This window comes from Microbacterium sp. GW821-FHT01D02, assembly GCF_059422585.1.
On sequence record NZ_JBWKXB010000001.1, the window covers coordinates 274,735 to 292,309 of the forward strand.

General features: G+C 63.6%; 17 protein-coding genes. 4 read left to right on the top strand and 13 right to left on the bottom strand.

What is annotated here, in order from left to right; translation table 11 throughout:
* Positions 1 to 32: 32 nt before the first annotated feature.
* Complete coding sequence (locus tag AC07VM_RS01295; protein WP_494909676.1) at positions 33 to 635, top strand: GNAT family N-acetyltransferase; 603 nt, start codon at positions 33 to 35, stop codon at positions 633 to 635.
* A 39-nt stretch (positions 636 to 674) separates the two neighbouring features.
* Here AC07VM_RS01295 and AC07VM_RS01300 read toward each other — a convergent pair whose 3' ends face one another.
* Entirely contained in the window at positions 675 to 902 is a 228-nt protein-coding gene (locus AC07VM_RS01300) for a hypothetical protein (RefSeq protein WP_494909677.1), read from the bottom strand.
* Between the two features lie 66 nt (positions 903 to 968).
* Here AC07VM_RS01300 and AC07VM_RS01305 point away from each other — a divergent pair, with 66 nt between their 5' ends.
* Positions 969 to 1,580 carry a flavodoxin family protein gene (locus tag AC07VM_RS01305; protein WP_494909678.1) on the top strand — a complete coding sequence of 204 codons (612 nt, stop codon included), beginning with the start codon at positions 969 to 971 and terminating at the stop codon, positions 1,578 to 1,580.
* On the opposite strand, the gene AC07VM_RS01310 is transcribed toward AC07VM_RS01305, so the two are convergent.
* From AC07VM_RS01310 to AC07VM_RS01365, 12 genes are all read right to left on the bottom strand, one after another.
* On the bottom strand, positions 1,552 to 2,598 hold the full coding sequence (locus AC07VM_RS01310) for a hypothetical protein (protein ID WP_494909679.1): 1,047 nt from the start codon (positions 2,596 to 2,598) through the stop codon (positions 1,552 to 1,554). The two genes, AC07VM_RS01305 and AC07VM_RS01310, sit on opposite strands and share 29 nt — an antisense overlap.
* A gap of 10 nt (positions 2,599 to 2,608) precedes the next feature.
* Positions 2,609 to 3,127, bottom strand: coding sequence for a GNAT family N-acetyltransferase (locus AC07VM_RS01315; RefSeq protein WP_494909680.1), 519 nt, complete (start codon positions 3,125 to 3,127; stop codon positions 2,609 to 2,611).
* 292 nt (positions 3,128 to 3,419) lie between these two features.
* The gene (locus AC07VM_RS01320; RefSeq protein ID WP_494909681.1) at positions 3,420 to 5,180 is read right to left on the bottom strand and encodes a zinc-ribbon domain-containing protein; all 1,761 of its coding nucleotides are present in this window, start codon (positions 5,178 to 5,180) and stop codon (positions 3,420 to 3,422) included.
* 359 nt (positions 5,181 to 5,539) lie between these two features.
* Positions 5,540 to 6,622, bottom strand: coding sequence for a TniB family NTP-binding protein (locus AC07VM_RS01325; protein ID WP_494909682.1), 1,083 nt, complete (start codon positions 6,620 to 6,622; stop codon positions 5,540 to 5,542).
* Entirely contained in the window at positions 6,622 to 8,646 is a 2,025-nt protein-coding gene (locus AC07VM_RS01330; protein ID WP_494909683.1) for a hypothetical protein, read from the bottom strand. The genes AC07VM_RS01325 and AC07VM_RS01330 overlap by 1 nt, the downstream gene beginning before the upstream one ends.
* Positions 8,643 to 9,413 (bottom strand): TnsA-like heteromeric transposase endonuclease subunit, encoded by a 771-nt coding sequence (locus AC07VM_RS01335; protein ID WP_494909684.1) that lies wholly within the window; start codon positions 9,411 to 9,413, stop codon positions 8,643 to 8,645. The genes AC07VM_RS01330 and AC07VM_RS01335 overlap by 4 nt, the downstream gene beginning before the upstream one ends.
* An 810-nt stretch (positions 9,414 to 10,223) precedes the next feature.
* On the bottom strand, positions 10,224 to 11,681 hold the full coding sequence (locus tag AC07VM_RS01340; RefSeq protein ID WP_494909685.1) for a HesA/MoeB/ThiF family protein: 1,458 nt from the start codon (positions 11,679 to 11,681) through the stop codon (positions 10,224 to 10,226).
* Positions 11,663 to 12,055 carry a hypothetical protein gene (locus tag AC07VM_RS01345; RefSeq protein ID WP_494909686.1) on the bottom strand — a complete coding sequence of 131 codons (393 nt, stop codon included), beginning with the start codon at positions 12,053 to 12,055 and terminating at the stop codon, positions 11,663 to 11,665. Before AC07VM_RS01345 ends, AC07VM_RS01340 begins: the two co-directional genes overlap by 19 nt.
* Positions 12,052 to 12,687, bottom strand: a complete 636-nt coding sequence (locus tag AC07VM_RS01350) for a multiubiquitin domain-containing protein (protein WP_494909687.1) — start codon at positions 12,685 to 12,687, stop codon at positions 12,052 to 12,054. Before AC07VM_RS01350 ends, AC07VM_RS01345 begins: the two co-directional genes overlap by 4 nt.
* 87 nt (positions 12,688 to 12,774) lie before the next feature.
* Positions 12,775 to 13,809, bottom strand: a complete 1,035-nt coding sequence (locus AC07VM_RS01355) for an ImmA/IrrE family metallo-endopeptidase (protein ID WP_494909688.1) — start codon at positions 13,807 to 13,809, stop codon at positions 12,775 to 12,777.
* Positions 13,809 to 14,678: a hypothetical protein gene (locus tag AC07VM_RS01360; RefSeq protein ID WP_494909689.1), complete on the bottom strand. Its 870-nt coding sequence runs from the start codon at positions 14,676 to 14,678 to the stop codon at positions 13,809 to 13,811. Before AC07VM_RS01360 ends, AC07VM_RS01355 begins: the two co-directional genes overlap by 1 nt.
* A complete protein-coding gene (locus tag AC07VM_RS01365) occupies positions 14,668 to 15,633 on the bottom strand; it encodes a hypothetical protein (protein WP_494909690.1) in 966 nt (321 codons plus the stop codon). Before AC07VM_RS01365 ends, AC07VM_RS01360 begins: the two co-directional genes overlap by 11 nt.
* A 759-nt stretch (positions 15,634 to 16,392) precedes the next feature.
* Here AC07VM_RS01365 and AC07VM_RS01370 point away from each other — a divergent pair.
* Together AC07VM_RS01370 and AC07VM_RS01375 are read left to right on the top strand one after the other, a co-directional pair.
* A complete protein-coding gene (locus tag AC07VM_RS01370) occupies positions 16,393 to 16,914 on the top strand; it encodes a hypothetical protein (RefSeq protein ID WP_494909691.1) in 522 nt (173 codons plus the stop codon).
* A 168-nt stretch (positions 16,915 to 17,082) separates the two neighbouring features.
* Complete coding sequence (locus AC07VM_RS01375; protein WP_494909692.1) at positions 17,083 to 17,487, top strand: hypothetical protein; 405 nt, start codon at positions 17,083 to 17,085, stop codon at positions 17,485 to 17,487.
* Positions 17,488 to 17,575: the final 88 nt, after the last annotated feature.

The following is a 17,575-nucleotide window of genomic DNA, read 5'->3' on the forward strand; positions in this document are numbered from 1 at the left end:
GGACCACTCCTCGACGCTGGTTGAATATCGTCATGGCCTTCCTCGTCACCCCCGCTCCCGTCACGCTCACCGGAGATCTCGTCGAGCTCCGCCCCCTCGAACGCTCGCACGTCGACGGACTCATCGAGGCCGTCCAGGAGGGCGATCTGTGGCAGACCGCGTGGTACACGTCGGTCCCCGCGCCGGACGGGGTCGCGGCGGAGGTCGACCGCCGGATCGGGCTCATCGAGAAGGGCGAGATGGTGCCGTTCACGACGTTCGACGCGACCGGCCGCATCCTGGGCCTGACGTCGTACTACGACATCGTCGCGGACGTGCCACGGCTGCACATCGGCTTCACCTGGAACCGTCCGTCCGCGCACGGCACGGGCACCAACGCCGAGTCCAAGCTGCTGCTGCTGCAGCACGCGTTCGAGACGCTCGGAGTGTTCCGCGTCGGCCTGACGACCCAGTGGGTGAACTTCCAGTCGCGCGCGGCGATCGAGCGGCTCGGGGCCAAACAGGACGGCGTGATGCGGGCGATGAGCCGCTTCCGGAACGGGGCGCTGCGCGACAGCGTGGAGTACTCGATCATCGAGCCGGAGTGGCCGGCAGTCAGGGCGAACCTGGAGGCGAGACTCGCCAGACGACGCTGAGCGGATGTCGTCGCCGAGCGACGACAGACCCGCCCGGGATCACTCGGTGGGGCTGCCCGACCAGTTCTTGCTGCGGCGGGTGGCCGAGCCGCGCTCGCGCAGGATGAAGGCGAGGGCGAGGGTGACCAGCAGGAGACCGCCGCAGAACGCGAGGGCGTTGTAGTCCGGCAGCTCGAACGAGGTGCCCATCAGCCAGAACCCTCCGAGGAAGAGGATCATGAAGAAGAGGAAGCTGAGGATCACGGGATCTCCTGTCGTCGGTGCCATTTACCAGGATAGCGTCGACTCGGAAAGCCCCTGTGCACCCCGCTCCTCGTCTGGTGTCCTCGAAGCATGAAGACTCCCCTGACCGCGGTCGCGATCTCGTGCACGCTGAAGCCCTCGCCCGCATCCTCCAGTTCCGATCTCCTCGCGACGCAGCTGCTCGACGCGCTCGCCGGGCACGGCGTGACGGGAGACCTGGTGCGCGCCGTGGACCTGACGGTGAGTCCGGGCGTCGAGAAGGACATGGGCGGCGACGACGAATGGCCGAGCATCCGACGACGCGTCCTCGATGCCGACATCCTCGTGCTCGTCACCCCGACCTGGATGGGACAGCACTCCAGCGTCGCGCAGCGCGTGCTGGAGCGGCTCGACGCCGAGCTGAGCGAGACCGACGCGCGAGGACGACCGACGCTGTTCGACAAGGTCGCCATCGCCGGGATCGTCGGGAACGAGGACGGCGCGCATCACATCGCCGCGATCCTGTTCCAGTCGTTGAACGACGTCGGTTTCACGGTGCCGGCCCAGGGGTCGGTCTACTGGAACGGCGAGGCCATGCACACGACCGACTACAAGGACCTCGACGAGACGCCCGAGAAGGTCGCGTCGGCGATCGGCACGGCCTCCCGGAACGCCGCGCACCTCGCTCGGCTGCTCAAGGCGCAGGAGTATCCCGCAGCGTAGGCGATGCCTCCCGGCGGAAGGTGATGACCTCGTCCCGGCGTGACTTCTCCACCGAGAGCCCTGCGAGCTCGAACCGTCGATACACGCGACGCGGGAGCGCGGGGAGCTCGGCGCTGAGACCGCGCGGCGGCTTGGCGAGCCCGGCGAGGATCGAGAGGTCGACGCCCGCATCGCCGCGCACCTCGATGCGCGCGTAGTCGCTGCGGCACCGCCAACGGAGGAAGTCGAGCTCCCGATAAGAGATCCTGTGCATCGCGTCCCCCACGCGGACGCGGAGCTCGTCGTTGCCGAACGCGACGGTGCACGCCTCCGTGCGTCGTCGCACGATGGCCGTGAACACCAGGTACACCGGCAGGCCGATCACGATGCCCAGGAGGAGGATCGCGATGCGCGGGCCCATCCTCATGGTGATGTCGTCGAACGCGATCAGCAGGGCGACCCCCGCGAGCCCGGCGACCAGAACGACCGCGACGATCGCCTGCGTGAGCGCGCGCATCCGGAGCTCGATGCCGGGGAAGCGCACGATCGACCCGTCCCCGCTCTCCTCGCGCTCCCATTCCGGTGTCACCGGCACCGGACGCTTCTTGGTGTCTCGCCGCGACAGGAGATCGGTGACGCGGCTGAGGACACCGAGCCAGATCCACCCGACCGCGGGGATCGCCGCGAGCTGCAGCACCACCGCGATCCCGCGCACGGCCTCGGGGAAGGGATCGAGCAGGTCGCCCCCGAACTCGATCACGAACGCGACCAGGGCGCCGAGGACCACGGCGACCCCGACGTGGAGGATCACGCCGTTCCGCGCCGGCACCATGCCCATCGTCGCGTTGACGAAGGCGAAGCCGAAGCACCAGCCTCCGACCAGCATGAGGAGGAACGGGAAGAAGCTCAGGTCGTCGCCCGCGAGCGTGAATCCGATCGCGGCGAGCAGCAGCACCGCGCCCCCGACGAGCGGGTTGCGCACGAGGTGTCGCGTGACCGTCGTACGCACACGCTTCTCGGCGTCGGTCTCGGCGGTCATCACGCCCATCCTAGGGCGCGGCCTCGTCTCCGTCCGCGAGGTCGAGGGCCCATTCGTTCACGGTCAGCTCGGCGCCGCGGAACGTCTCCGTGAGGGTGCCGACCAGCGCGAACCCGTTTCTGCGACACACGCCGTTCGAGGCCGCGTTCTCGACCGAGGGGAAGGCGGTCACGAACCGTCGGCCGTCGCGATAGGCGCGCGCATCGTCGATGAGGAGAGCGAGCGCCTTCGATGCGACTCCGTGGCCCTGGGCCTCGGGACGGACGAACCACCCGGTCTCGAGGGCCGACTCCCCACGCCACTCGACGTGCCAGTAGCCGATCGAGCCGAGGGAGCGCCCCGCGACGTCTTCCGCGACGAACATCCTCGCCTCCCCCGCCTCCCACAGGCGCAGGTAGCGCGCATTCCGCTCGACGAGCTCCTGCTCGGTCTCGGGGCCGTTGAGGTGCGCGGTCATCTCGGGGGTGTTCGCGGCACGCAGCAGGTCGAGGTCGTCTGCCGTCCATCGCCGGAGTCGGAGGGATTCCATGCCCGCATGGTCGCACGGACCGGGGACATCCACGTCCCGGAGTCTCGCATCCCGCTGAGACCGGCAAGACAGATGCGAAGGGCCCCCGGCCGGTGCTCGAGGGGAGCGACCGGCCGGGGGCCGTTGTCATGTCAGCGAGTCCGCCGACCGACGGGGTGTAGGTTCTCGACGAATCTTTCAATCGAACCCGCTTCTTTCAGCGAAGCTGACGCGCCTACGCTCCAGAAGGTCCGCATCGCTATCTTGCAAGGGCTCGGCGGCGGCGGCGACGCCCGGGCCTCGCCGCGTCGCGTCAGCGGCCTGTGGATGGCTTGGGCTGCATGAAACCTGTTCGCCGTTTCCAGCCCCTGATCTTGTTCGCGCACGCCCTGCAATACTGGTCTTCGCGCATAGCTCTGATCACGCACCTATAGGGTCGGTCGCACAGGCACGTGAAGTAAGCCCTGGCGGTCGATCCGCTGTGCACGTCGCGAGGAGTAAGAGTGCCATTCGCGACCGAGTGCCAGCGCTCCGCTACACCCGGACGCGTCGATTCCAGATCAGTCTCTCCCGGAGTCATTCGCCGGCCAGTGCAGTGCCCGCAGCCGAACCCTAGGACCCTTTGGTGCACAGTGCTGCGATAGATGTGCCCCTTCTTCCTACAGACCCACAGGAACACATCCCCCTGGTTCCCTGGAGACAGCTGGTCAGGTGTCACGCCGTCGTTCAGCGCCCACGAAAACTCCTCCGCTTCCTCGGGATAGAGCGTCTGGAAGTCGTTGATGCCGGAGACGATTCTCCTGCCGGAACAGATGGGACATAGTTGGCGTCGATGCAGCATGTCATAAACCGTCGAGGTGAATGGATGATCCTCCCTTTGACACCGCCATGCGACAACGTCGACGTTCAGCGCCAACGAGCGGAGGTCGAATGCGTCGTTGGCGTCGGCATCCCATAGCGGCAAAAGATCGGGGTGGTCGAGCACGAGGTCGACTCGTACCTGATTGGGCGGATAGCAACGCCGACATCGCGGATCCGCTGTAAAGAGCATGATGAACATCTCGAACGAGTGACCGCGTCGGCATGTCCAAGCTGCCACCTCTTCGCGCTTCGCGGTCACCTCCCAGTACCGGAGTCCGCGGACCAAGTTTGCGCAGTGGTCCCAGTAGCTGAAAGCTTCGGGGTCGGTCGTTGCGATGTCGGTCACCCCAGGCACGGTGATTTTTTTCGCGCATGCCTGGCATCCCGTGCGTGGAGTCCTTTCACGGGAGACGACTGAAGCTTCAAACGCGTGCCCTGCTCGGCAGATCCAAAAGGATTTGATCCTCTGGCTTCGTCGTATCTCATCGAAAAGATCCCCATGGACGTCGAACCAGAACTCGTCCCGAAACTCCTTCAACGCTCGAGAGACGATGTACATCGGGGAGTCTGGCCGGTCGAAGCCCGGGTAGCCCGGGGCGATGCCTTCTCGCGTCGTGGGCCATCGTGAGAAGTCGATGGCAGACAAGTCTCGGTCGTGGGGGAACATTCTTGGAGGCGGGTAAACCGTCGACAGGCCGTCATGCCACCCAGGGGTCGTGGCCAACGCGACGCGGTAGAAATCGGGGCGAAGATGGTACCGCAAGCGTTGCGCGACCTCGCGGGCACATGCCACTCCGGTGCGCACCTCAACGATCTCCGCGAGGATGGCTTCCACTGCCTGGAGGTCGTTGCGCGGATCAAGCACACGCTCAAGCACATGCCCGGTCTCGAACGCCAAATAGAGGTCTATTGCGTCGGGGTAGACGACCGCGCGTATGTGCGATTCAGCTCTGAAGCGCCAGTCCGCGACGATACCGCCGGTTCGAGGCAGGAATCGGCCTGCAAGGTATTCATCCGACAGCAACTTCCATATAGCGCGGAATCGCAGCGGGTCGAGTAGTCCAGTTCTCAGCAGCCGTCGGTGCTTGGATGCGGCGCGCCCGAACTCTGGGAACCCTCGCACCGAGAGTTGCCCGTCGATGCCGGCGCCCGGTCCTGTCCACCGCTGATGGCGTATGCAGACGTACGGCTCGAAGTTGTCGACAAGACCCACGCTTTCCCCTCTGGCACATTGAAGACAGAGGTAGCGGGGGCCCACTAGTGAAGCTGAGCATCGGCAGTCGCGGTCCGCGCAAGCTTGAGGAAGCGCATGGGTCGATCCGTCGAAGGTACCGACCGGCAGCCCGCTCATCAGTTCCACGGCGAGTTCGCTCTTGCGCCAGGCCTGGTCCGGATATGCCATGCCCGCCAACTGAGCGCGATGATCGAGGTGGACGTACTCGCAGTAGTTGGCCCGCACCAATCGTGCGAAGAAGCTCTGATGGGACTCCAGCGCGTGCAGTCGAGCTCGGAACGGGAGACGCCACGAACGCTCTCGCAGTTCGGCGACGCGCGCAGCCGAAACGCGCATCGCTAGCCAGCCAAGCTCTCCGCGGGGAACGTCGGCCAGTCGTACTGGTCGGCGTCGAACAATCTTCGTTGCTCAGCGGCGTCGCCCATCGGGATCTCTTCCAGGAGATGTTGGGTGATCTGCTCACGCCCGAAACGTGCCACAGCATCGCTCTTGATGAGAATCACGGCCGCAGTTCGCAGCGTGTTCGCTAGCTCGCCCATGACCCCGCCTGTCCTGTTGAATAGATACGAAGCCAGGCTTCTCAGCGTGCCCGGCTCGTTGCCGATGAGCCCGAGCGCATCCTCAAAGTAGTCACCTGTGGTCTTCCACACCTCTCGATCACCCTCGGTCGCCGCCGAGTAAGGGTGCAACTCGATCATCTGGGTGCGGCTGCTGAGCTGACGGCCGGAAATTCCCTCGAACAGGCCGTTGTCGTTCAGGTCGATCCCCGCAAAGACAAGCGTCGCCTCGACATCGCCCATGAGCTTCTTGATCATGTTCTTCGCCGCTTCCCGCTGAGCGGGGCCGCCGCGCGTCATGTTGTGCGCTTCGTCGAACGCCAAGAGACGGGTGCCATGTTCGTTCATTGCGCGAACTGCCGTCGTTCGCAGCTGTTGCTCGGTGTAGCCCCTAGTGAACTCCATGCCGATGAACGTCAGTAGCTCCTGGAGAATCCCCTTCGACGTAGTGGGTGCGGGGACCGTGATGATGACGCACGGCATCATGTCCTTCTCGATAAAGTCTGGGGTGTCGCGCCGCAGTCGGTTCGCGGTGAAGCGAGCGAGCTCGGTCAGGGTGTGACTCTTCCCCAAGTACGGTGCTCCGCTTAACGCGAGGCTCAGCGGGTCGTGAAGTGTGGCTTCATTGTGAATGTAGAGAGAAGTAAGGCGCTTCTTGGCCGCGTTGAACGACTCGGTGCCGATGGTCAGCCCGTGGTGAATGTAGCGGATGCGACGTTCGTCGTAGGTTTGGCGTTGCCCCTCAGTCATGCGTAGGTACTGCCCGGCTGTGAGCACGTCCGGGCGAATGACCCGCTCTTGATAGAGGCGTTCGAGTCCCTCTCGACTCATGAGCGGCACCGCAGTCCTGTGCAAGAGGGCCATCAGGTCTCGATTTCTTCGTCCGGGCTGACCAACCTGATGCCCTCGACACCAGCCCCCTTCGTCATCCGGCGCCGGGGCGGGAGTTTAGCGGCAGGGCCTTTCGCAGCCCTCTTGTTGCTGGACTGCTTCACACCTGCCAGGTTCACAGGCGTGCGATAGCGGTCGTACCTCGCAACAAGGTCCATCGCTTCACGCACTTCGTCTTTGATCACACCCTCAGTGCTTTTCGAAGCGCCACGGAGCATCTCTCGGGCGAACGGCCGCTCGTAGTCCCCTATCCGCTTGTAGGGGCACACGATCCACGTCTTTCGATGCGGATCCATGACCCATACGACAGTGGGGTAATCAGGGTCCCACTTCACGAGGTACTCGTCGTCATGCCGAGGGTCACCTGAAGACTGTCTGAAGAGTGGTCCAAGGTCCCTCGAGTCGTACTTGCCGCTCATGACATCCACACCGTAGTGTTCGATCCGCCGGTAACCAGACTCGAGGTGGCGGATGTAGTTTTCTGCGACGTCAGGGACCGGAATTGACGGGGCGATGGCCAGAGCCGTCCGCAGTACCTGGTTGGGCGTCAGGATAGAGTTCCGGGTGAGCGGATCGCTGAGTCCACGACTTCGCGTGTTCGCCCAGATGTTGTCGAAGAAATCCTGGAGCAGTTGCACCATGACGACGTGTTCGAGTAGCTCCGTTTCGGGGATCTCCCCTTTGTTCTCTGCGCTTGCTCCGGTGAAACCAGGCATGATCTGGACGAGTCGGTGTTCGATATCTTTGAGCGCTTTCTCAACCTTTCCTTTGTCCTCGGGAGTGTAGGTGCGTGAGTACCGCACACCGCAGCCGAACGCTTCGGCAACGCGTCGCGTGAGTTCGGCAACGAATGGCATTCCGTTGTCGATGACGAGGGTTTCGATTGCAACGAAAGGGGCGATGTCGTCGTCGGGGCTCCAGCGGTCGACCAAGTCAACGAGTTCCGGATAGTCGGCGGCAGCCGACTCGACCTCCTCTCTGGCTGCGGATTCGTAAGGTCGCAGTTGTCGGGGAAACGATGCCCGGGCCAGTAGCCGCACGATGGTTGAAGCTGTGGTAGTCCGAGCGAGCGCGAAAGCGAGGACGGTGGTGCTGTAGACATCGAGGAGGATCGAGAGCTCGTAGCGGGCACGGTTGCCGTGCTGATCTATGAGGAAGCAAGCGACCTTCGTGGTGTCCGCATGCACGAACTCTCCCGGTCGGCTTGCCCCTGTTGCTCCGAAGCCCTCGCCGGGTCGCTTCGATGCGACCCTGCGCTGGTTCGCCGTTTTCTTCCATCGCTTTTGGCGCTTGATGATCTTGAGGTACTTACTCTGTGTGGAGCGACTGGGGAAGTCAAAGCCGGGCTCCTCGGCAGTCACGAGGTCGCGAGCCTTCGCGAGGAGGAACTTGTCGTCGATGTCCGGACCGCGCCAGTGCGCGTCAAGCACATCGCCGATCTTCTTCCACAGAAGCTTCGGCGCGCTCTCCTCTGAGGTCGAGTCCTTGAGCTTCTTCTCCAAGGTCGAGTCCTTGAGCTTCCTGCCATCCACGAAGCTCAGAAGCGTGGGGTTCGCCGCCCATCTGTGACACATGTTGTAGACGGTGCGTTCCGTGGCGATGATGCCCCGTCGCGCGAGGTACTTCACGGCGTTTCGCACTCGCTCGGCTTTTCCGAGTGTGGGGTCGAACTCCGGATCCACCGGATCATCGGGCACTGCGCTCGTATCGCGTCCGGTCTCGAGCAGGCTCACAACGTCGCGCCAGATTTTCGCCTTGCGGGCATCCTCCCCCGTGATCCCTGCATCCTTGAGGCTCGTGTCCGGCGCGACAGTGTAGGGGACATGCCCGACGAGCTCAATCTCGTCCAGGAGTTGCCAGGCGAGAACGCTGCGGCGACCGAAATGGTTGTGCCCTTTGAGCGTGAGCCGCGAGCCATCGATGTCGACCACCTCGTACTCGAGTCCCTCGAAGGCGATGATGTCGCCAAGGCTGATGGATCGATAGGCCGGCATCATGACTCCCCTGTGGTATATATCGGACGCGAGTCCGAAAGCGCCCGAGAGTGGTCAAAATCGAGCTGTCGCGTCCACATGAGGTGGTATACCCACATCCGAGTCATCCTCGGCGGCTCCCGCAGCAATTCGACCGCTGCGCGCATCGTTGACGTCGACGCGAACTGTTCGAGCAGTTTGTCCCTCATCATGGGAGGCGGGGCATAGCGGCGAGCGTCTGAGTAAGCGTGAAGGAACAGGAGCGTCTTCTTGGTGACGGTGCGCATGCCGTCGAACACGATGTAGCCGAAACCCACGTCTCTACAGAACTCGCGGGTCAGCGCCGCCTCTCGTGCCAAGTCTGCGTCGATGAGGTCGAAGGGCCTCACTTCCCAGATGTTCTGCGCTCCGTCGTGGTGGATAGCGAAGAAGTCCGGTACGTGATCCTTCTTCTCTTCGCCGCGGAGGAAGAACAGTTTGAACGGCTGTGCCAGCACGGCAGCAACTGATTGCGAGTGGTCGAGCGCGAGGAGCAACGATTCCTCTTGCAGAGACGCGTATCCGACGTGGCGACGCGTGCTCGCAAAAAAGTAGACACCCGAGCGGCCTCGCTGATGCCTGCTTCGCGGCGGCGGACTCCATGGTGTCCCGTGGACGAGGTCGACGGTCGAGAGGGCATCGCGCGCCGTGAACCGTCGTTTGCCGTTGATTGGCTGCCGAACGACCAGTGCATCGGCGCGAACCTCTGACGGCAGCAATGCGACGCGGTCACTCTTTGTCTTGGTTGCCATGGTCGCCGCCCGGGTCGAGGTCCTTCCGACCAGGCTTACTCCGTTCGAAACCGACCCACAAGACCCTGTTGAGAGCAAAAAAATGCGGCTATTGTATTAGCCATAGTGTCGATCACTTTAGCCACAGTCCTCGCCAGCGGCGACACCAAGATGGTCGTCTTCAACGCGGCCCGTGGGCTTCCTGACACGCTCGATCTGATCACTTTGGCTACTGGTGCTCGGGCCGACGCCATCGTTCTCTTGCACTTTTCCACCGACCATCTCCCGTCCGAGACGGTCAAGCGCTGGGTGCAGACCTTGTCCGACCAACTGCGCATGTCCGACGTTCACCTCGCCAGCTTCAACCCGGACCTTGGACTCGCGCTAGGGCGACAGCTAGTCCTCTCAGCTGGGCTGCATCCCGTCGCACCCCACGTATGGCTCATCGCTCGCCTGTGGACACCCCTGAATCGAGCATCGCGAGCCGCCGTGACGTTCGTCGGGCCGTCGGCGATCCGCCAAGCCGGTCTCCACGGGTCACTCTGGGCGGAAGAACTACTCAAACCAGAGGACGTGGCGGCAGTCCCGCCTTCTGACATCATCATCGCGGACCTCGAAGGCGATCTCACAAGTCCCGCGCGCGGGATGCCCGGGGATCGGGACCCAGCGACCCTTCACGCGTTCCTTGGCCGCGCTGTCATCCAGCGTGCGTGCCCTCGGCTTGTGTGGGCAGCCGCGCCGGAAGGCGCGCCGCGCTCACCCGGTCGTGTTCGGCCAGGTGAGCACGCCGTCGTGCGCCTACGCAAGGTGGTGGATTGACACCTCCCAGCCTCATCGGCCGTTGGCGAAGGGCGGCGCGACCGGTAGCGCCTTGCCGTCGCCGAGGGCGAAGCGGTTCGGTCCGCACTGGAAACAGTCTTCGTCCTTACCCGGTTCGATCTCCACGACCTCGCCGGTGAGCGGGTGATAGCTGACCCAGTGGTCTGCAGGGGCGCGCAGTTCCACGAGACCCCCGACGGACATCAACCAGTCGTCAACGGCCCGGGACGCGGCGACCGCGTTCAGCGTGACGACGCTCGGGGCGTGCACACCGTCATCATCGATGTACTGCTGACGCTTGCGCTGCTCGGGGTTGGTGGCTTCTGCGGTGAGCTTCCACGCGGGGATGAGCCCGTTGCACTGTAGGCAACCGCTGCCGGGACTGCTCATCCGCGACACCGAGAAGATGTCTGTGATCTCGCCGTCCTTCACGCTCACCTTCGACCCGATCTGAGTGTTCGGGATCAGGTACTGGTGCGTGATGGAGTTGACCAGCCGTCGTGCGAGCGCGGAGTCGGCTGCGAGAAAGATGTGGTCGCAATCCGTGAGCAGCGCTGCCACCTTAGGCTCCATCACGGATTTCGGCACGGTGGTGATTCGGATCGTCGATGAGGCCTGTCGTGCGACACGGGCCGCAATGTCCACTTTGGATGCTGCGTACCGGTCACCGAGTGTACGTAGGAATGCGGGCCGGGCTGGGTTCCGCAGCCAAGTGAGCGCGTCCCGGCGACGAGCTCCGACGACTCGTGGCAGGTTTGTCGGGTCGATCCGATCCGGATCGATAAGGACAAGCTCCCCCACCCCGAGCCGCGCGGCGTACTCCGAAAGCACGGACCCGGCACCACCGAGACCGACAATGGCCACCTTCGAGTCGGCGAGGATCTGTTGGCCCCGGTCGCCGAAGATGCGCGTCTGGCGGTCGAATCGGTGATCGGAGACGGCTGCCGCCTTGGGAGCCGGCGTGAGCTCGATTCGCGAGCGGCCCACCACCCGCAGATGCGTGATGGGTGCTCGCTCTCCCCCGTCGGACCAGATGTCTCCGGCGACGGCGTCAGTCGCGAAGACGAGCGCGCCGACAGGGACACCCCCATTGATATCAAGCAGCGCCGGATACCCGCGCTCGTGAGATGCCATGTCGGTTCCTGAGAACGCGACCGTTTGGCGGCCACCGTGGTTGTGGACGGCCAGGTAGGCGAGGCCTTCGTCGGCGCACACGTCGATGTTGTCGGCGACGAACTCCGCCGTCAGCTTGCGGTAGCCGCGGTCGCCGGCGATGTAGTCGACGCCGTCCACGGCCGGAACAACGTCCCGGACAAGAAGGCGGGTACCGCGAGCACTGCGCGCGATGCCGCATCGGAGAACGGCGCCGTGCTCATCCCCGTCACCGGGGAACAAGTGGGAGTGCAGTGCGTCCCACTGTTCCCCGGTGATGGTGACCGACCAGGTACTACTCATCGCTGTTCCAGCCATCGCAGCACCTTGAGAGCCTTCGTCGCAGCCGTGTCTATCGCGGGGTTGAGACGGTTACTCCGGCGAGAAAGCTGCATCGCCGCGATGTTGTCGGGGCCGAACGACGCGAGCGCGAAGCCTTCCCCGTGAGCAGCCCCATCTGCACGTACGACATCCGGGCGCACGAAGTGCGGGTACACGTCGGCTTCCGGGTACGGGTAGGTGATCTGGAAGGACATCCAGGAGGTCGCCGGAGTGAAGGCCGGCCCGAGGGGGACCTCTTCGATGGTGACCCACGCTCCGCCTTGGCCGTCGGGAATGGAGGTGACGGTGGTGTCAGCGAACGTGTGTCGGAGCTCGTCGATGGCGTTCAGGATCGCTTCGGTGATGCTCATGAGTTGTCGTCACCGTCGAGGGCACGGAACTCGTCGTCGCGCTTGACGCGGATCTGCTCGTCGTCGCCGACGGGCTTGAACTTCTGCCCGTTCTTGCGTGAGAGCAGGAAGTCCGGACCGATGGCGACGCCCTGGGCGATGGCTGCGTCCTTGATCTGCTGGCCGGTGTGGCCGCGGCCTTCGAGCGTCACGGGCTGACGGTTGACCTTGACTCGGATCGTGATGACGCGTGTGACGAACCTGTCACCGTCGGCGATGGGGACGATCTCACCGTCGCTGATGGGGTCGTCGACCTCGTCGGGGATGTCCTTCCAGACGCCGTGTGTTTCAGGAATCGGAGGGGTCGTCACCGCACGAAGCTGGTCCTCGGTAAGTGTGGCGGACCGGACCTGGTAGGGGATCTTGTCGATGAAGATCGTGCGGGCCTGGTCTGTGAAGAACCGCATTCCCTGGGTGAGCGACACAGTCTCCTGCTCGCCAACGAGGTGATCCTGAGCGTCGGGCAGATCCAGCCAGATGTTCTCGGCCGGAGGGTCAGTCAGCGCGCGAAGCTGAGCGCCGATGAGGCGGCGCTTGGGCACTGTGACGGGCATACTGTCGATGAAGATGTGGACGGGGTCGGAAGGGGCCATGGTGGCCTCCAATCTCTTGCTGCGGTGGGGGCGATCCCCACGCAAGAGAGGTAGACGGGACAACTCCCGATCTGTCCACGGCTTCGGTTACGAGCACTCCACGCAGGTGGTGGAGTCGCCGAAGAACTGGCTCACGTGCTTTACGAAGTAGCAGGTGTCGCACGTGATCTCTGTGGGCTTCGTGCAGGCGCAGTGGCCATCCGGGCACTTCGGCCGACTGCAGGTGAAGCAGTGGATCCGCACTTCAAAGTTCCTGCCGCAGGTGTCACAATCTGCCCACTTGCTCGTTGTACGAGTCGCGGTGAAATCGCGAGGCGGCGAGAAACTCTTCCAGGGCGCAGATTCTTCCACCATCAGCACGAACAGGCGGTCACCCGCCCAGGCCGCATGACCGTAGAGCTGATTCGAGGAGTGACCCGAGAGATACCAAATTCGCGCGTCGTCCCGGGACCAGACCCGGGTCGAGTCGGTGTCTTCGAGCGCGGCACGGATGAGCGGGTTTTCGCGCTGATTGCTGCCTCGCGCCGGCGGGAACATAGACCCGCGCGCAGCGGCGAAGGTGACGATCCCGGCTTCATTGACGACAGCGATAACGCCGGAGCCCTTGAGTCGTTCCGTGAGCCGAACGCTGATGGCCGCGCGCGAAGCGTTGGAGAGGTCGAACAGCTCGACCGCTGTCTGCGCGGTCGCGCCACCGAACGGGCGACTCGCGTCGTCAACCATGTCGTCGGGAAGGAGAACGCTCGCAGCAAACGCATCACAGCAGGCGTCCTCGAAGCCAGTTGGGTCCGTGTGGCCCACGACACGCCGCCCCAGTTCAAGGTTCGTCTGTTGGATGTGATGCCCGAGTTCGTGCAGCAGCGTGAACTGCTGGCGTCGCCGGGACATGGACTCAGTTACGACCAGAGTCGGCGGCGTGTCGCGGTACCCACCGGCAACCGAGCAGTTGAGCTGCGACTCTTTGGGCACAAACTCGGGAACTCGCTGGATTGTCAGGTCGGGGTGGTTGTCGAGAGCGTCGAACGCGTCCAGCGTGAGCTTCTCGAGCGATCCGCCGTCAGATTCCCAGGAAGCGCGCATAGCGTCGACCTGCGCGCGTGTCCCGTCCAGGTAGCGAGGCATCACTGCTCCTCGGTCGCGGCATGTGCCTCGAGTCGTTGCCGCCAGATCTCTCGCCCAGTGCCTCGCTCGCGTGCTGCGAGTTGGTAGATCGTGTATCCGAGTCGAGTCCGCCCGAGTTCTTCGTCTCCGTCCAGAGCACACCGCCGGACGCTATTGCGCCATCGCGGCTCTTGGAGCTCGCGGGCGAGATCCTCAGGCAGAGGATCAAGCGCGGCAAGAATCACTTCACGGGATGTGCCCGCTGCTGAGCTAAGGGACTCGGCCTCATCGTCCGTCAGTGGCTCACGCCCTTTCAAGATGTTCATCGCGCGTGACTGGGTCACCCTCAGCGCCTCGATGACTAGCCCCAGGTCGATGTCAAGCCTGCGTCCCTGGCTGATTGCCTGTGGAGCTTCCAGCCGAGGCGCCCGCTCTAATGTGGCGACCGCGTCGAACAGTTCATCGACGGCTAGTGCAGCCCCGGAACCAGGGGTTGGCTGCTCAATCCCGGAATCGTGTGTATGCCGCGAAGTGACAGACCTCAATACTGCTGGGATCAGCGTTTCCAATAGGGCGTCCAGGGCAGCGTATGAGATCCATCGGCCCGCTGCCGGCCATACGTTCAGCGGGGTATGGAGGTCGTTCTGATCAGCGTCCACCACAACCGTAAATGAGTCCACGACTCCTGTTTCAACACTGACCGGTAAAACGTGGGCGAGGGCACCGTCGGTGTCGATTTGGTCAACAAGCACGATGGCTGCGGCGTCCGCCCAACTTGCTTGCCAGAGTTGCCCCCGTGCGACCTCGCTGGTCGGCGAGACGACGGGAAGCTGCGGAATCGCGAACTGAGCGGCGAGTTCGAACCAGCGCTCGGAGGCGTCAGATGGCACGCGTGTCCTCCCTTTCGTCCTGTGTAGACGGGACAGGAGCCGATCTGTCCAGTATCGGCTTCATCAACGCCAACATAACCTGTCGCCCTTCGTGACCGCCGCCTGCGAGTTCCGCCAAGCGCCGGCGCGCATCGTCCATGGCCTTGTAGACACCGGATCGGGAGCGCTTGAGCTCATCGATGAGGCGCGGCAAGTCTCCCCAAAAACGGAATACGGTGACTTCCACGTCTGTCAACTGCGAGAAGATTGCGGAGGCGAGACGATCGACGCGCATCATTTCGGCGGTGACGAAGACGGAGTCAGTTTCCGCAGAAGTGTTGTCCAGCATCTCGGAGTTCGAATCCACCGTCGATTCCGACGCGTCCCCAAGCTGCAACATGGCGGGGAATCGGTTAGCGCAAATAACCGTGATCTCTGCGACGTGAAGGCGTCCGGCGCACTCCAGCAATCGCCGCATGAGCTCCTCGACTTCGCCTGCCTTGCCGATCCGGAGATTGCCTTCTCCCCACGGATGCAGGTCGATGTCGGCTGCAGCCGCGATGGCCTCCAGCTGCGAGGTGGTGAATGCGTAGCTCACGTCATCGCCATCGGCGAGACGCCAATGGTGCGCCACTCGGGACGGGTCGAACAGGTCGCAGCGTTCGAGCCGCTTTTCCAGGCGATTCCGCAAAGCACCGAACGGCAGCTTCCGAGACTCATCGACCAGCCAGCGTGTACCCCACGCGTAGGTGATTCGGGCCGCGGCGGCGTCGTCTTCAGCAGCACTGATGGCGAGGACATATCCAGTCCCCTTGTCGAGAAAGAAACCGTTCCGGAGATCGTCGACTGTCTCCCTCTCGCGGAGCGCGGCGAACTTCTGGACCAGCGACTCGAACACGGCGGTCATCATCTCGAATGCGGCCCGCCCGAGCCGACCGCTCGCTCGCAGCTCTTCTTTGATGCGTGTGGTCGCCACAGTTGCCCCCTCCGCGCGTCACCCAGTCGCGCACGGCCTCGCCGCACACTAAATCTAGGGGTCTCCTGACAGAGAGCAACCGTACGACGAGGGCGAGTCTGCCCGCAGATTGCAGAATTCTCAACCTGCGCGAACATCAGCTGAGGTCAGCGCAGACCTCAGTGCCCGAGCGCTGCACGGACCAAGCGTAGGGAACGCCGCGCTCTCGTCAGCCGCGAGAATTTCTCAGACGTGTTCGAGGCAGCCTTGACTCGCGCACGCGCCGGCGCCGCGTAGACGCATGCTGGCTTCGAGACTGCCCAGATCCTCGCCGAACCGAAGCCAAGCTCCCTTCGGTGTATACGTCCGGATCCTGTGGCACCTGCTTATACATCCGCGAAGTATAAGAAGTTCGCACCCAAACCTGCGGTGAGCACCCCCGCGCAGGGCCCGAAGGAAGGCTGACCGGGTTGGACCGGGCGGCCTTCAGGATCGCTCAGCGTTGTAAGCGGCGTCACAGAGCGGCGCATTCGATGCATAGCACCCGCGGTGACTCTTACCTGCAGTGGGCACCATGAGCTGATCGAGCGCGGCCGCGAGATAGCGATGTTGTCAACGCCGGCCGAGCTGCTCCAGCGGGCTGTGTCCCATCTAGCGAACAGGCCGCAGGAACCGTCCGCGGAGTTCGGAAGCGACCATCTGCCGACCGACTAGCGAAGACGCAACACTCACTCCACCGAGGTCAAGGACGGCAACCCAAGGGCCGCGCATAGGGCTGTCATGACCGCATTGATCAACATCCATCCCTTCCCCCTCTTCATCACCAACGACGAGTCATGGCAGTCGGGAAAGTGGGCATCGTTCAATCACAACACCCTGGAAATGCCCAACGAGACGCTCGTTCCTGTCACGGAGTTCGCGGAGTCGAGCGACATCCACTATCTGAGCGAGAACGTGCGACTCGACGGCCATGTACACACCGATGGGCTGCTCACGACCAAGGGCCTCCTTGTCTGGGAGTACAGCGCAGAACAGCTCGATGTGGTCCTTCGGCTCGCGGACGTGTATGGCGTGAGAGCGGTGGATGCCGCCGCCCTCATCGCCCACAAGGTCTTCCCGAACCTGGGTGTGCTCGACTCAGAAGAGAATCCCGTCACTAAGGCGCGCGCCCTACCGAAGTTCGATGGCCCCAACCAGGCATCGTTCCACCGCGAACACGGCTTCCCACTCTCCGTGCCTGCCCCGGCATGGTTTCCGAAGCGTGGCATGCCGAGGAAGATCCTGTTCTCGGGGAGGTATTGACGCTCGTGACGGCCTGATATCAATCACGCCCTGGGGCGTGCAACCAACTGACAAGGTTCACCTCGCGGCGCGTTGGACCGGAGGTGCATGGCGCTTGCTGTGCTCTATCATCGGTGCGTCGTCTCTTCGGGCGAACAGTGTCAGTCGCTGCGGTGAGAGTAGGTGACCATGAAAGATTCATACCTCCCGACAGCCGCGACAACGGCCGCAGCGGTCGGGGTCGCGTTGCGCGAGAAGAAGACTGCGCTGGCGGACCGTCTTATCACGGAGCTATTCGGGCGCGTCATCAATACTGACGGGGAGATTCCTTCCCCTGTCCTCGAGAAACCGGACAGTACAGGTGACGAGCGATACGACACGCTGCTCGCTACCGGCCTCGCGTATGCCCTCAGCTCGCATGGCCTTCCCCCGGAACCGTGGATGGAGGCGGTTCCCCGCTTGACCCCGGAGTGGTTGTGGGATGGCGACGACGATTCGTCGCCGGAGTACCGAGAGCACATCCGCCGGCAGACACCGCTCCTGTTCTTAGCGAAGGGGCTCTTGCTGCGCGAGAGAGACCTCAGAATTCTGTGAGAGGACGATCGCGAGGCGTCCCGCGCACACCTCGATCTGTCTCTCGCAGCGCCACATGAATTGCCCTACCGGATGTCGGGACCGAGGT

Bases quoted from the DNA above. Each gene is read 5' to 3' on its own strand.
- AC07VM_RS01295 (WP_494909676.1), top strand. From the start codon at position 33: ATGGCCTTCCTCGTCACCCCCGCTCCCGTCACGCTCACCGGAGATCTC.
- AC07VM_RS01300 (WP_494909677.1), bottom strand. From the start codon at position 902: ATGGCACCGACGACAGGAGATCCCGTGATCCTCAGCTTCCTCTTCTTC.
- AC07VM_RS01305 (WP_494909678.1), top strand. From the start codon at position 969: ATGAAGACTCCCCTGACCGCGGTCGCGATCTCGTGCACGCTGAAGCCC.
- AC07VM_RS01310 (WP_494909679.1), bottom strand. From the start codon at position 2,598: ATGACCGCCGAGACCGACGCCGAGAAGCGTGTGCGTACGACGGTCACG.
- AC07VM_RS01315 (WP_494909680.1), bottom strand. From the start codon at position 3,127: ATGGAATCCCTCCGACTCCGGCGATGGACGGCAGACGACCTCGACCTG.
- AC07VM_RS01325 (WP_494909682.1), bottom strand. From the start codon at position 6,622: ATGGCCCTCTTGCACAGGACTGCGGTGCCGCTCATGAGTCGAGAGGGA.
- AC07VM_RS01330 (WP_494909683.1), bottom strand. From the start codon at position 8,646: ATGATGCCGGCCTATCGATCCATCAGCCTTGGCGACATCATCGCCTTC.
- AC07VM_RS01335 (WP_494909684.1), bottom strand. From the start codon at position 9,413: ATGGCAACCAAGACAAAGAGTGACCGCGTCGCATTGCTGCCGTCAGAG.
- AC07VM_RS01340 (WP_494909685.1), bottom strand. From the start codon at position 11,681: ATGGCTGGAACAGCGATGAGTAGTACCTGGTCGGTCACCATCACCGGG.
- AC07VM_RS01345 (WP_494909686.1), bottom strand. From the start codon at position 12,055: ATGAGCATCACCGAAGCGATCCTGAACGCCATCGACGAGCTCCGACAC.
- AC07VM_RS01350 (WP_494909687.1), bottom strand. From the start codon at position 12,687: ATGGCCCCTTCCGACCCCGTCCACATCTTCATCGACAGTATGCCCGTC.
- AC07VM_RS01355 (WP_494909688.1), bottom strand. From the start codon at position 13,809: ATGCCTCGCTACCTGGACGGGACACGCGCGCAGGTCGACGCTATGCGC.
- AC07VM_RS01370 (WP_494909691.1), top strand. From the start codon at position 16,393: ATGACCGCATTGATCAACATCCATCCCTTCCCCCTCTTCATCACCAAC.
- AC07VM_RS01375 (WP_494909692.1), top strand. From the start codon at position 17,083: ATGAAAGATTCATACCTCCCGACAGCCGCGACAACGGCCGCAGCGGTC.